Annotated in this window: 11 protein-coding genes; all 11 read right to left on the bottom strand. The window is 66.6% G+C overall.

Annotation, left to right across the window (positions count from 1 at the left end):
* Nucleotides 1-3: 3 nt before the first annotated feature.
* Complete coding sequence (locus VGJ96_10980; protein HEY3287627.1) at nucleotides 4-1,401, bottom strand: pyridoxal-phosphate dependent enzyme; 1,398 nt, start codon at nucleotides 1,399-1,401, stop codon at nucleotides 4-6.
* A gap of 68 nt (nucleotides 1,402-1,469) precedes the next feature.
* Nucleotides 1,470-1,868, bottom strand: coding sequence for an energy transducer TonB (locus VGJ96_10975; GenBank protein HEY3287626.1), 399 nt, complete (start codon nucleotides 1,866-1,868; stop codon nucleotides 1,470-1,472).
* Nucleotides 1,865-4,540, bottom strand: a complete 2,676-nt coding sequence (mutS, locus tag VGJ96_10970) for a DNA mismatch repair protein MutS (protein ID HEY3287625.1) — start codon at nucleotides 4,538-4,540, stop codon at nucleotides 1,865-1,867. Before mutS ends, VGJ96_10975 begins: the two co-directional genes overlap by 4 nt.
* On the bottom strand, nucleotides 4,537-5,316 hold the full coding sequence (locus VGJ96_10965) for an SPOR domain-containing protein (GenBank protein HEY3287624.1): 780 nt from the start codon (nucleotides 5,314-5,316) through the stop codon (nucleotides 4,537-4,539). Before VGJ96_10965 ends, mutS begins: the two co-directional genes overlap by 4 nt.
* A gap of 158 nt (nucleotides 5,317-5,474) precedes the next feature.
* Nucleotides 5,475-6,506 (bottom strand): DNA polymerase III subunit delta, encoded by a 1,032-nt coding sequence (gene holA / locus VGJ96_10960; protein ID HEY3287623.1) that lies wholly within the window; start codon nucleotides 6,504-6,506, stop codon nucleotides 5,475-5,477.
* A gap of 40 nt (nucleotides 6,507-6,546) precedes the next feature.
* A complete protein-coding gene (locus VGJ96_10955) occupies nucleotides 6,547-7,170 on the bottom strand; it encodes a hypothetical protein (protein HEY3287622.1) in 624 nt (207 codons plus the stop codon).
* A gap of 226 nt (nucleotides 7,171-7,396) precedes the next feature.
* A complete protein-coding gene (locus tag VGJ96_10950; protein HEY3287621.1) occupies nucleotides 7,397-8,026 on the bottom strand; it encodes a sigma-70 family RNA polymerase sigma factor in 630 nt (209 codons plus the stop codon).
* A gap of 237 nt (nucleotides 8,027-8,263) precedes the next feature.
* Nucleotides 8,264-8,818 (bottom strand): NUDIX hydrolase, encoded by a 555-nt coding sequence (locus VGJ96_10945; protein HEY3287620.1) that lies wholly within the window; start codon nucleotides 8,816-8,818, stop codon nucleotides 8,264-8,266.
* The gene (locus VGJ96_10940) at nucleotides 8,815-10,179 is read right to left on the bottom strand and encodes a pitrilysin family protein (protein HEY3287619.1); all 1,365 of its coding nucleotides are present in this window, start codon (nucleotides 10,177-10,179) and stop codon (nucleotides 8,815-8,817) included. The genes VGJ96_10945 and VGJ96_10940 overlap by 4 nt, the downstream gene beginning before the upstream one ends.
* Complete coding sequence (locus VGJ96_10935; protein HEY3287618.1) at nucleotides 10,176-11,459, bottom strand: pitrilysin family protein; 1,284 nt, start codon at nucleotides 11,457-11,459, stop codon at nucleotides 10,176-10,178. The genes VGJ96_10940 and VGJ96_10935 overlap by 4 nt, the downstream gene beginning before the upstream one ends.
* Before the next feature lie 246 nt (nucleotides 11,460-11,705).
* Nucleotides 11,706-13,097 (bottom strand): MBL fold metallo-hydrolase, encoded by a 1,392-nt coding sequence (locus VGJ96_10930; GenBank protein ID HEY3287617.1) that lies wholly within the window; start codon nucleotides 13,095-13,097, stop codon nucleotides 11,706-11,708.
* Nucleotide 13,098: the final 1 nt, after the last annotated feature.

Raw genomic sequence — 13,098 nt, 5'->3', positions numbered from 1 at the left:
CCATCACCGTGCCATGAGGAAATGCAGCAGGTCCGACCGCGTCAGGATGCCGGCCATCGTGCCATTGCGTCGCACCAGCACCGCCGGATTGTTCTTCGTCACCAGCTTGACCACCTGATCCACGGGCTGGCCGTCCTCCACCACCGGGAACGGGGCGTCCATCACGTCGCCCACGCTCCGGTCGAGCACCTTCGAATCCTCGAGCCCGCGCGAAGCCAGCACGCTCTCGCTCACGGAGCCGATGCAATTGACCCCGTCCAGCACCGGAAGTTGCGACACGTCATGCTGGCTCATCAGGCGAAGCGCCTGTCGCACCGTGGCCCCGGGGGCGATGCTCACCACCGAGGGCGTGTCGCCCGTCTTGGCGCCGAGGAGTTGTCCAATGGCCGCTTTCTCGCTGTCAAGCAGCTGGTTCTCGCGCATCCACTCGTCGTTGTAGAGCTTCGACAGGTAGCGCTCCCCGGTGTCGCAGAGGAACGTCACTACCAGGGCGTTGGGATCGTTGACGCGGCGCGCCACGTTGAGCGCGGCGTGCGTGATGAGCCCCGCCGATCCGCCGACGAAGAGCCCTTCCTCGCGTGTGAGCCGCCGGGCCATCGCGAACGCATCGCGATCGCTGACCGTCTGGTACTCGTCAATCACGCGCATGTCGAGCGTTCCCGGCACCTTGTCCTGTCCGATCCCCTCGACCTTGTATGGCGCACCTTCCGGCGTCGTCGCGCCCTGGCTGCGCCAGACCTCGGCCAGGATCGACCCCTGCGGGTCGCCGCCAATGATCTGCACCTTCGGGTTCTTCGATTTCAGGTAACGCCCCGTCCCCGTCAGCGTGCCGCCCGTCCCTGCCGCGCCCACGAAGTGCGTGATGCGCCCGTTCGTCTGTTCCCACAGCTCAGGTCCCGTGGTCGCGAAATGCGCGTCGGGGTTGGCTTCGTTGTAGAACTGGTTGGCGAGGATCGCATTGGGCGTTTCCTTCGCGATGCGCTTCGCCATGATCACGTAGTTGTCGGGATGATCCGGCGGCACCGCCGTCGGTGTGATGATCACCTCGGCGCCGAAGGCCTTGAGCAGGCGCACTTTCTCCTGCGACATCTTGTCGGGCATCGTGAAGATGCACTTGTAGCCCTTGAGCGCGGCCGCGATCGCGATCCCCACGCCGGTGTTGCCGCTCGTCCCCTCGACGATCGTGCCGCCCGGCTGGAGTGCGCCGGATTTCTCCGCCGCCTCGATGATCGGCAGGCCGATGCGGTCCTTCACCGACCCGCCCGGATTGAAGAACTCCGCCTTGGCGTAGACCGGGGTGACGATCCCCTTCGTCACCCGCGACAGGCGGATCAGCGGCGTCCACCCGATGGTCTCGAGGACATTCTCGTACGGGGCGCGATGGCGTTCGTGTGCGGTCATCTGTCAGGCTCGGGGTATGGGCTCACGCGAGCCCGCGGAAGACTGGTTCAAATCTGTCGACTCTGCATTCATCTGGCTTGCTCCGGTCTCCGAAACCGTACTGGGAGGAGCACGGACACCTCCACCGGCCGACCCGTTTGCATCGCCGGTGAGAAACGCAACTGGGGCGCCCCCGCCAGCGCGGCGCTGTCAAAGGCGACGTGGATGGCGTGCTCCTGCACCGCTGTCGAGTCAGCCACCGGCGTGCCGCTTGTGTCAATCCACAGGCGAAGCAGGACGTCGCCATCTACCCGCGCATCGTACTGGGCTCTGGGATAGACAAACGGCGCGGGGTCGTTGAGCAGGCGGGGCATCACCTCCGGCCGAGTGCCGCTCGGCAGCATCGCGTCGATGGCGCGCTGCGCGCCGGACTGATCAATGCACGCCGCCGCGAGCATCGTTGTGGCCGCCCACCCAAGACGCTTCATGCGCGCTCCGAAGACGACCGGGCATCGACGGCGCGCTTCGCATCCGCAATGATGGTAGCCAACCGCGCCAACGCATCCAGCGGCGTCATCTGGTTCACGTCCATGGTCGCCAGCTGCCGTAGCAGCGGATGCGGTTCCGCAGCGAAGAGCCCCAGCTGCGCCGCCGCTTTGTCCGCCCCTCCCCCCGTCCCCCGCCCCCCTGCCGTCTTCTGTCGTACTCCGTCGTTTTCTGTCGTATTCGCCGTCAACGCCCCCGCCAGATCCTCCCCCTCGAGCAGCCGCAACAATGCCCGCGCCCGCGCGATGACCGGCGCCGGCAGCCCCGCCAGCCGCCCCACCTCGATGCCGTACGACCGATCCGCGCCGCCCGGCTGCAGCCGGTGCAGGAAGAGCACCTCGTCGCCCGCCTCGCGCACCGCGACGTTATAGTTGCGAACTGCTACTAATTCATCGGCCAGTTGGGTCAGTTCGTGGTAATGCGTCGCGAAGACCGTCTTGCACCCCACGCGGTCGTGCAGGTGCTCGCTTACCGCCCACGCAATGCTCACGCCGTCCCACGTCGACGTGCCACGGCCGATCTCGTCCAGCAGCACCAGGCTGCGCGCCGTCGCGGTATGCAGGATCGCGCTGGTCTCCGACATCTCCACCATGAACGTCGACTGCCCGCGCACCAGGTTGTCGCTCGCCCCCACGCGCGTGAAGACGCGGTCCGCAATCCCCACCCGCGCCCGCGTCGCGGGCACCCAGCACCCCATCTGCGCCATGAGCGCGATCAACCCGATCTGCCGCAGGATGGTGCTCTTGCCGGCCATGTTCGGGCCGGTCAGGATGATCATCCGGGCGTCGGCCATCAACGACACGTCGTTCGGAATGAACTGGTCACGCGCTATCATCCGCTCCACGACAGGATGGCGCCCCGCGGTGATCTCGAGGGCGAATTCGTCGCTCACGTCGGGACGCACGTACCCCTCGCGCGCCGCCACGTCGGCCAGCGTGGTCAGCACGTCAAGGCGGGCGAGTGATGCGGCAATCACCTGCAGTCGCCCGATCTCGGCTGCCACCTGGCTCCGCAGCGCCTCAAAGAGCTGTCGTTCGAGTTGTTCGCTGCGTTCGGTCGCATGCAGCACCTTCTCCTCAAATTCCTTCAGCGCCGGCGTGACATACCGCTCGGCGCCGGTCAGCGTCTGCCGGCGCTGATAGTCCGCCGGCACCAGGTCCTTGTTGGCGTTCGTGATTTCGATGTAATACCCGAAGACGCGGTTATACCCGACCTTGAGCGAGCCAATGCCCGTCCGCGCCCGCTCCTGCGCCTGCAATTCCGCGATGGCGTCCTTGCCGCCGGCCATGATGGTCCGCAACTCGTCGAGCGCGGCGTCCACGCCGGGGGCGATCGTCTCCCCGTCGCCAATCGAAAGCGGCGGGCGGGCAACCAGCGTCGATGCAATCGCCGTCATGATGGGCACGGCGTCATCCCACTCATCGCGCAGTGATTGCAGCAGCCCCACCGCCGGCACGCGCTGCAGCGCCGTGTGCACCGAGGGGAGTCGCGCCAGCGAATCCCCCAACGCGCGCAGGTCGCGCGGCGTGGCGCGCCCTGCGGCGGTCTTGCCCGAGAGCCGTTCCACGTCGCGCACGCCGTCCAGCGCCTCGCGCACCGCTGCGCGCGCTGATGCGTCCTGTACGAATGCACCGACCGCGTCGAGGCGGGCGTCAATCGCTACGCGCTCGGTGAGCGGCGCCAGGATCCACTGGCGCAGCGCACGCGCGCCCATTGGCGTCTGCGTCCGGTCGAGCACACTCAGCAGCGTGCCGCTGCTGTCGCCACCGCGCAGCGACTCCACGAGCTCGAGATTGCGCCGCGTCATGTCGTCCAGCGGCATCGTCCCGCCGGGACGCTCGATCACCGGGCGCGCGAGATGCGGCACGCCGCCGGGCTGCAATTCACGCAGGTAGCGCAGCAGGGCGCCTGCTGCCCCCACCGCCACCCGGTCGTTCGCCCCCACGCCAAGCCCTTCGAGCGACTGCACCCGGAAGTGCTGCGCCAGCGCGTCGCTCGCCATGTCGGCGTCGAACTCCCACGCGTCGCGTTCCGTCAGCAACACGTCGAGGCCATGCAGCGCGTCCTGCGATGCGCGATCGCCCGCCACCACCAGCACCTCGCGCGGCGTCAGCCGGCCCAGCATTGCGCCCGCGTCGCCGCGCGCGCCAACCATCAGCACGAACTCGCCCGTCGAGAGATCGGCGGCCGCCATGCCGAGGCGCTCCCCTTCCACGCGCACGGCGCACAGGAAGTTGTTGCGCGCCCCGTCCAGCAGGTCGTCGCTGAACGCGGCGCCGGGCGTGATCGTCTCGATCACTTCACGTTTCACGATCCCCTTGGCGAGCTTGGGATCCTCCACCTGCTCGCAGATCGCCACGCGATACCCTTGCTGCACCAGGCGGCGCACATACTCGTTCACGGCCTTCGCCGGCACGCCGGCCAGCGGCACTTCGGCCGCGCCGCCGTTGTTGCGGCTGGTCAGCGTGAGTCCCAGGACCCGCGATGCCGTTTCGGCGTCTTCGTAGAACGTCTCGAAGAAATCGCCCATCCGGAAGAACAGGATCGCGTGCTGGTGCCGCGCCTTGATCTCCCGGTACTGCTGCATCAGCGGCGTGGCCTGGTCTCGGCTCACCTCCCCTCCGCCTCGACGACAATCGCCTTCGATTTCCTGGTGCTGAACTCACGCGCCGCTTCCGCCGCGTCGGCGCGTGACTTGTAGTGTCCAACCCGTACGCGCCACGGCTTGGTCGGCGTCACGCGCGCATCCACGCCGCGCGCCTTCAGTCGCTTCACCAGGGCCTGCGCCTCACTCTTGCTGCCGTACGCCGCCAGCTGCACGGACCATTTGCCTTTCGTGCCCGTCGAGCGCTTGGCGTCCGCGGTCGCGCGCTTGGTGTCGGTGGTCGCGCGCGTCGAGTCGGCGGCGGTCGAGTCGGCTCGCGCCTTGGCGTCGGCTTCGATCGCGTCGCACGGACGCGCGTAGTAGTCGATCTGGTTGATCAACTCGATGTCGGAGGACGCCGCCAGGCGCTTGCCTTCTCGCAGCGCTGCGCAGGCGTCGGCCGGCTTGCCGTCCTCGAGCAGCACGCGCCCCGCCCAGTAGCGCCCGGCGGCACGGGAGGGCGCCGTCGGATGTTCGCGCGCCAGGCGGTCGAGGTGACGCAAGGCGGTCATGCGGTCACCCCGCGTGAATTCCAGCTGGGCCAGCCGCAGCAGCGCCTCGCTCGCTCGCGGCGACAGCGGAAATTCGATCGCCACGCGCAGCAGGTCGGTGCGCGCCGCGTCCCCTTCCTCGGCCAGCACGCCGCGCCAATAGAGGGCCTCAACGTACGCCGGCGATCCCGTCGGCGCCGCCGCCAGCGCCGAATCCACCAGCGCCCGCCCCGCCTTCCCGTCGCCGTCGTTCACCAGCCGCCGCGCCCGCGCAAAAACGTCCCCCTCCCCCTGCGCCAGAACTGATGAGGCACAGCAGAAAAGAAGCAGAACTGCTCGCAAGACTCTCATGAGGTGGTAGTAACTGTTGTCTCTCTGTTGTCTGTCTGTTGTCTCTCTGTTGTTTCTCTGTCTCATACGCAGAGTGCCAAGACAAGAGTCTCCAGCACCTGCTCTTCCGTGCTCGCCCGTGTGTCCTTCAACGCCAGGTCTGTCGTCAACAACAACTCCAGCGCCCGATCACACCGCGCCGCATCCCAATGCGGCAGCGCCTTCATCCAGTGCTGGATCGCCTCGCTCCACGGCCGCCCCACGAACGCGCCCCCTTCGCGAAGGACATCGAAGTACGCGCGGCTCAGGGTGCCCGGGTTCATCCCGCCGGCGCGCGCGGCCGCGCCCCACGCGAGCGCGAAGGTCTGCGCCGTCAGCGCGATCACCACGGAGACACCCGTGGTCTTCGGTTGCGACATGACGCGAGGCAACATCGCCAGCGCGCCCTTTGCGTCGCGTGTCGCCACGCAATCCAGCAGGTCGGCCAGCGTCTCCCCGTGCCGCACCCCGACCACCGCCTGCACCGCGTCGGCCGTGATCTCCGCGCCGTTGGTGTAGCTCATCAGCTTGTCCAGTTCGCCGCAGAGCTGCGCCAGGTCATTGCCCACGTGGCTCACGAGAAGCGATGCGGCATCGGCGGTGATGCTGCCGCGCAGGGTCTCGTGCAGGTAATGCGTGATCCACTTCATCACGCCGTCTTCACTGAGTGCCTTGCATTCGCACGTGGTGCTGCGCGAGGGCCACTGCTTCGGCGGTTCCTCGCCGGTCGACAGCACGAGCACCAGCACGATGTCGCGCGAGGGCTTCGCCAGATAGCCGTCGAGCACGCCCAGTGGCGCCTTCTTGATCGCCTGCGCCTCACGAACGATGACCACGCGCCGCTCGGCCAGCATCGGCAGCTGTTCGAGGAGGCTTCGCAGGCCGGCCGCGTCAAGTTCCGGCCCACGCCGGACGTCGACATTGAAGTCCCGCATCGACGGGTCCACGGCACGCGCGACCAGCAGGCGCAGGACTTCTTCCTTGATGTACTCCTCGTCGCCAAACAGCACGTACACCGGGTCAAATGACCCGGCGTCAAAGGCGGTCCTGAGGGCGCGGGGAGTGGCGGCCGGCATCGGGGAGAATTATACCCCCGCGCCGCCCCTCTCGCCGACGCTATTGGCCGATGTAGGTGACCGTCTGGAGGCGCACGGATTGCGGACGCGTTTGCGACGCGTCCGTCCGTAGCGGCGCCTGTCCCGGCAGCGCCTCAAACCGGGCCGTTCGAGCATTCTCCGATGCCGTGTTCTTGGGGGCTCGTGATTTCGGAGGCAGAACGGCTGAGGCGGACGCTGCCGGGATCACCGCCACCTGCCGGCTCGCCGCATCGCGCGGGGACGATTTCCCAAGCAGGACGGGAGCCTGTACGATCGTAACGCCGGAGGGATGTGCTCCGCGCGGCTGGGGCGGTGCGGCAATGAGCAGGGCCACCGAGGCCGCGAGGATTGCGACCGTCACACCCCATCGGACGCGCGGCGGGACAGCCGGCGCGTAATGCATCGTATCGTTCGCCAGCCGGTCACACAGCCGCCGGTGAAAATCGGCGGAAGGCTCGATGACCGGGAGTGCCTGCAGGGCGATCAGTGAGCGCCGCACCATTACGTCCTGCCGCCGACAGACGGAGCACTCGTCAAGGTGCGTCTCGCACGCGTGCAGGAGATCACCGGCGAGGAATCCGTCGACGTACTCGACGTGCTGAGCCCGGAACTGGCGGCAGGAAAGCGAAAGGCGGTGAGGCATCGACCTTCGATACCCGCCGCCGTTCACAGGGTTCCGGGCCGTCCAAGCTGGCCTTTTTCACCACGGAGGCACGGAGAAACGCGGAGGGCCACGGAGAACGGCCACAACTGGGGGTAAAGACATCGCGCCACGCAAAGAACCGCGTGGCGCACGTTGTAACCCAAGAAGTTGCCGTCCTCCGTGGCCCTCAGGCAGCTCTCCGTGCCTCCGTGGTGAAAAAGGCCAGCTAGAGCACCGGCCCCACGATCTCGGCGAACGCCGCCCGGGCCCGATTCAGCCGCGACTTCACGGTGCCGAGGTTGCAGTTGGTCATCTCGGCGATCTCTTCGTAGGACCGCCCATCCAGCTCCCGCAGGACAAAGACCTGCCGGTGATGCGCCGGCAACCGGCGCACGGCGGCGTCTACCAGCTCCCGCAGGTGTCGGCGATCGAAGGCATCGTCCGGGCGAGCCGAGGTATCCTCGAACTCGAGCGGCCGATCCTCATCTTCCCACCCCGACGTCATCGTCTGGAAATAGACCAGCGGATTCCGCGCCCGGTTCCGGAGTTCGTTCTTCGCCAGGTTCGACGCGATCGTGTAGATCCACGTCGAGAACTTCTTCGACCGGTCGAAGCGGGCAAGGTGCCGGTGCACGCGGATGAAGACTTCCTGCACCAGGTCCTCGGCGCGTTCCCGGTCACCCACGGTGCGGTACACGAAGTTCAGCAGCCGCGTCTGATAGCGCTCGACCAGCACGTCGAAGGCAAAGCTGACACCGTCCAAGTATGAGGTGACCAGCTGATTGTCATCGAGCGTTTGCAGATCCGCTTTCCTGAACGGAACAACAGGCTGAACCTTGAGGGCCGTCTGTCGCATCTGCTCCTCCTGAGGGGCGAGACCATCTTCTGCCTCCTCAGTAGTGCAGGGTCCGTACCACCTCAGATGACGGCCTATAAGAATGGCAAGTCATTGAAATACAATGACTTGCCAATATGCATCTTAGTAAATTCTGTCTGTTTTGTTAGAAGTCAGCGTCCCATTTAGAGGACACTGGCGAAGTCTCCCGTTCCTGCACTCGTCCCTCGTCCCTTGGCCTCTACCCCCTCCCCGTTCCTACCCCCCGCAGTAGAACCCCGCCACATACAGTATCCCCATCCCCGTCTTCAAATCCTCAATCTCCCCCTTCCGTACCATCTCCAGCGCCTTCGACATCGTCACCGGAAACGCCTCCACATACTCGTCGGCATCGAACTTCGTCTCATGGCGCGTGATGCCATGCGCGACAAACAGGTGCAGTTTCTCGTCGGTGAAGCCCGGCGTCGTATACCCCGACAGCAACGGCTCCAGGTGCTCGGCCACGCACCCCGTCTCCTCGCGCAGCTCACGCGCCGCGCATTCGGCGGGAGTTTCGCCCGGATTCGGGCGCCCAGCCGGCAGTTCGTACAGGTAGCCGTTGCTCGCGTAACGATACTGCCGCACCAGGAGCAGCTGCGGATCTGCGCCGTGCGGATCACTCAGGAACGGCACCACGACGCTCGCCCCCGTGTGCCGGATGATCTCCTGTTCACCCACGCGGCCATCGGGGAAGCGCACCTGGTCGACGTTCAGCGTCACTACGCGTCCCGTGAAGATGTTCCGGCTGCTCACCGTTCCGGTCTGCTCCGTCATCCGTCCTCTCCTTCGTCAGCCGCAGTCACTGACGGTGTCCCCAGGTGCAAGGCAGCCAGCGGTTCAGTGATCGCGTCGGCATTGCCGACGGCGAGTATCTGCATCGATTCAGGGTGCAGGTGTGCGCGCGCCACGCGCAGCACGTCGTCGCGCGTGACCGCGGTGATGCGGTCACGATAGGTGCTGAAGTAGTCATCCGGCAGGCCGTAGACCGTCGACAGGGCCAGCGCCGACGCGACGGCACCGGTCGTTTCGTAGCGAATCGGGAAGACGCCCGCAAGATATTTCGTCGCCAGGTCGAGTTCGTCGGTGCTCACCGGCGCTTCGCGAATGCGGTCGATCTCCAGCAGGATCTCGCGCACGGCGGCATCGGTCACCTCGGTCTTCACCGCCGTCCCCACCACGAACGGTCCCGCCGCGCGGCGCCAGTCGAACCCGGAGTGTGCGCCGTATGTGTACGCGTGCCGCTCGCGCAGGTTCAGGTTGATGCGCGACGAGAAGAGCCCGCCCAGCACCGCGTTCATGACGACCGTCGGGAAATAGTCGTGATGTGTGCGCGGCAGCCCCACATGTCCCACGCGCAATTCCGACTGCGGCGCATCGGCTTTCGACACCACGTGGACGTCCCGCGTGCGTGCGCGGCCGGTGGCCTGTACCTCAGCCGTCGCCTGCAGCGGTCGCGACCACGTGCCCAGGTATCGCTCGACGATCGGTCGAACCCGCTCGGGCGTCACGTCGCCAACGACGATCAGCGTGGTGGTCGCCCCGCTGAAACGCGCCGCATAGAAGTCCTGCACCTGCTCCACGGTCAGCGCGCGCACCGACGCCGGTGTGCCGCCCGACGGATGCGCATACCGCGAATTCGGCGCATACACCACCCGCGCAAATCGTTCGTCAGCGAGGCCGCGGGGCTCGACGCGCTGCTGCAACAGTTCGGCCAGCCGCTCTGCCCTGAGCCGGTTGACGTCCCCTTCCGCAAAGCGCGGCGCCGTCAGCACTTCGGCCAGCAGCGCCGTCGCGTCCTCGAGCCGCGATGGCGTCACCGTTAACTGAACCGACGCCTCGTCCCAATCGGCACCGCTTTCGATGGTCGTTCCGAGCCGCTCGAGCGCTTCGACGAGCGACGGTCCGTCGCGATCCACCGTCCCTTCCGACAACGCAGACGCGGTGAGCATCGCCAGCCCTTCGTGTCCAGCGACATCGCCGGACGCGCCGGCATCAACCACCGCGATGACGGACACCAGCGGCAGTCGATTCATTGGCGCGACGATGACGCGCAGGCCATTGGCCAGCGTGAACTTCGTTGACTGCGGAAACTCATAGGGACCCGGAATGCCGGGCCGGGGGCGCGGCGCGTTCATGGGGTCTCCTCCGCACCGGCGCGTGGCACATACACCAGAGACACTCGATTGTCCTCGCCGAGATATTCGCGCGCGAAGGCAGTCACATCCTCGGCGCTCACGGCGCGGTACTTCTCCAGTTGCGTGTTCACGAGCGACGCATCGCCCAGCAGCGTCGCGAATTTCGAGATTGCATCGGCCCGGTCGCCGGCCGTCTGCATCGCCGACACGAAGTCTGTCTCAAGCAGCGCCTTGGCCCGCTCGATCTCGTCCGCGCGAACACCTTCCGCGCGCAGCCGGTCCACTTCGGCAACCACGGCCGCTTCGAGCGTCGCCGCATCGGTGCCTGGACGGGCCGTGGCATCCGCCACGAAGAGGTCGGCTCCCTTCGCCAGGTCCCACGTGAATGCGCTCACGTCGCTCGCGACTTCCTGCTCGCGCACCAGGGCCCGGTAGAGCCGGCTTCCGCGCCGCTGGCCCAGCACAGCGGCACACAGGCTCCCCGCGAAGTACGCGGGGGTGCCAAAGACCGGCGCGCGGAAGGCGAGGAAAAGACGCGGCAACATCACATCATCTTCCACCACCTCGCGCGACCATCCGCCGAACGTCCGCGGCACATCCATCGGCGGCAGCGCCGGCCGCCCCGTTCCGCGAGGAATAGGCCCGAAGTGTTTCTCGACCAGTGCCTTCGCCTGCGCACCGTCAAAGTCGCCGGCGATCGTCAGCACCGCGTTGTCGGGCGTGTAATACGTCCGGAAGAACTCGGCGATGTCGTCGAGGCTTGCGGCGCTCAGGTCTTCCATCGAGCCGATGAGCGAGTGATGGAACGGATGCTCCGGCGGAAAGCACAACGCCGGCAGCCGCTCCCACCACGTGCCATACGGCTGATTGTCCACCGACCAGCGCCGCTCGTTCTTCACCACGTCGCGCTGCGTGTCCAGCTTCTCCTGTGTCATCGCCGGGAGCAGTGCCCCCATCCGATCCGCTTCGAGCCAGAGCGCGAGTTCGAGATGATGCGACGGCACCGTCTCGAAGTAGTTCGTGCGCTCCAGCCAGGTCGATCCATTCAGCGTCCCGCCAGCGCGCTGGATTAGCTCGAAGTGCTCGTTGGCCCCCACGTTCGCCGAGCCCTGAAAGAGCATGTGCTCGAACAGGTGGGCAAATCCCGTACGCCCCGGACGCTCGTTGGCCGAGCCCACGTGGTACCAGAGGTTCACCGCCACCACCGGCGCGGAATGATCCTCCGACAGCGTCACCAGCAGTCCGTTGGGGAGACGATACGACTCAAGCGGCAGTTGCATGCCGCTGAATTTGGGCCCGGCACGCTGGCACAGGTACCCCATTGCTAGCCTTTTTCACCACGGAGACCCGGAGGAGCACGGAGGGCCACGGAGAACTGCTACAACTGGGGTAACGACATCGCGCCACGCAGATCTATGCGTGGCGCGCGCAGTTCCCCCAAGAAGTTGCAGTTGCAGCCTCCGTGGCCCTCAAGCAGTTCTCCGTGCCTCCGTGGTGAAAAAGCCCAGCCGAAAGCGCACAAGAACTCAGCCGAGCGAGATATGCTCCCCCATCACAGGCGCGTGTACCCGATACCCGCCCGCCCGCAGCTGTTCGGCGAACGCGTCCTGCGCCTCTGGTTCGCCGTGGACCAGGAATACGTCCTTGAGCCGCGGTGACGTCGCCCGCACGCCCTTCAGCCACGCCGCCAACTCGGTGCGGTCGGCGTGCGCGCTGTACCCGTTGAGCACCGCGACCTGCGCCTTCAGCGGCACCTCTTCGCCAAAGGTCTTGATCACCTCGCGCCGCTCCACGATGCGCCGTCCCAAGGTGTGTTCCGCCTGGAACCCGACGATCAGGATCGTATTGCGCGGATTGCTCGCCCCCTGATGCAGGTGGTGCACGATCCGCCCCGACTCGCACATCCCAGACGCCGAGATGATCACCATTGGCCCCGCTGATTGCGAGAGCTTCTTCGAGTCCTCGGCCTCCGGCGTATACCGCAGCAGCGGAAACTGGAACAGCGACTTCCCGTTGTGGCTGCGCACGAACCGCTCCGACTGGTCGAACACATCGGTGTTCTTCTCGAACACCGCCGTCGCCTTCGTCGCCAGCGGGCTGTCGATGTAGATCGGGAGTTTCGGGATCTCCCCCGCCTCGGCCAGTTGATGCAGGTCGTATACCAGTTCCTGTGTGCGTCCCACCGCAAAGGCTGGCACCAGCACGCGCCCCCCGCGCGCGGCGGTTTCGCGCACCACCTGCGCCAGCTTCGCGCGGGCGTCTTCCACCGTGCCGTGATCGCGATTGCCGTACGTCGACTCCATCAGCACCCAATCCGCCCCTTCCGGCGGTTGCGGGTCGCGAATGATCGGCAGTCCTGACCGGCCAATGTCGCCCGAGAAGACCAGCCGCCGCGTCTGTGTGCCTTCCGTGAACTCAACGGTGATCGACGCCGAACCCAGGATGTGCCCCGCCTCGGAGAAGACCACGAAGATCCCCGGCGCCACTTCGAACCGTTCGCCGTAATCGTGCGACACCATCAGTTCGGCGGTGCGCTGCGCGTCGCGAATGCCGTACAGCGGCTCGAAATACTCGCGCTTGTGCTTGGCCAGGAACTCCGCGTCCTTCTCCTGGATGTGGGCCGAGTCCATGAGCATCGGCTCGCACAGGTCGGCGGTCGCGTGCGTGGCGTGGATCGCCTTCTTGTAGCCGTTGCGCGCCAGCAGCGGCAGCCGCCCCGAGTGATCGATGTGCGCATGCGACAGCACCACCGCGTCGATCTGCTCTATGGGCACCGGCAGGGTCAGGTTCTTTCGCTGCACCTCGCTGCGGCGCCCCTGGAACATGCCGCAGTCGAGCAGGATCGTCTTGCCGTGCACCTGCACCACATGGCACGACCCGGTGACTTCGCGGGCCGCCCCCTGCACCGTCAGTTGCATG

It is taken from the genome of Gemmatimonadaceae bacterium, from assembly GCA_036504815.1.
In the GTDB taxonomy this organism is placed as follows: domain Bacteria; phylum Gemmatimonadota; class Gemmatimonadetes; order Gemmatimonadales; family Gemmatimonadaceae; genus PNKL01.
The sequence above is the reverse complement of the archived record's forward strand: the minus strand, read 5'-3'. Positions and strand labels throughout refer to the sequence as shown.

Coding starts and splice junctions, on each gene's coding strand:
- VGJ96_10980 (HEY3287627.1), bottom strand. CDS start 1,401: ATGACCGCACACGAACGCCATCGCGCCCCGTACGAGAATGTCCTCGAG.
- holA (HEY3287623.1), bottom strand. CDS start 6,506: ATGCCGGCCGCCACTCCCCGCGCCCTCAGGACCGCCTTTGACGCCGGG.
- VGJ96_10955 (HEY3287622.1), bottom strand. CDS start 7,170: ATGCCTCACCGCCTTTCGCTTTCCTGCCGCCAGTTCCGGGCTCAGCAC.
- VGJ96_10930 (HEY3287617.1), bottom strand. CDS start 13,097: ATGCAACTGACGGTGCAGGGGGCGGCCCGCGAAGTCACCGGGTCGTGC.
- VGJ96_10950 (HEY3287621.1), bottom strand. CDS start 8,026: ATGCGACAGACGGCCCTCAAGGTTCAGCCTGTTGTTCCGTTCAGGAAA.
- VGJ96_10945 (HEY3287620.1), bottom strand. CDS start 8,818: ATGACGGAGCAGACCGGAACGGTGAGCAGCCGGAACATCTTCACGGGA.
- VGJ96_10940 (HEY3287619.1), bottom strand. CDS start 10,179: ATGAACGCGCCGCGCCCCCGGCCCGGCATTCCGGGTCCCTATGAGTTT.
- VGJ96_10975 (HEY3287626.1), bottom strand. CDS start 1,868: ATGAAGCGTCTTGGGTGGGCGGCCACAACGATGCTCGCGGCGGCGTGC.
- VGJ96_10935 (HEY3287618.1), bottom strand. CDS start 11,459: ATGCAACTGCCGCTTGAGTCGTATCGTCTCCCCAACGGACTGCTGGTG.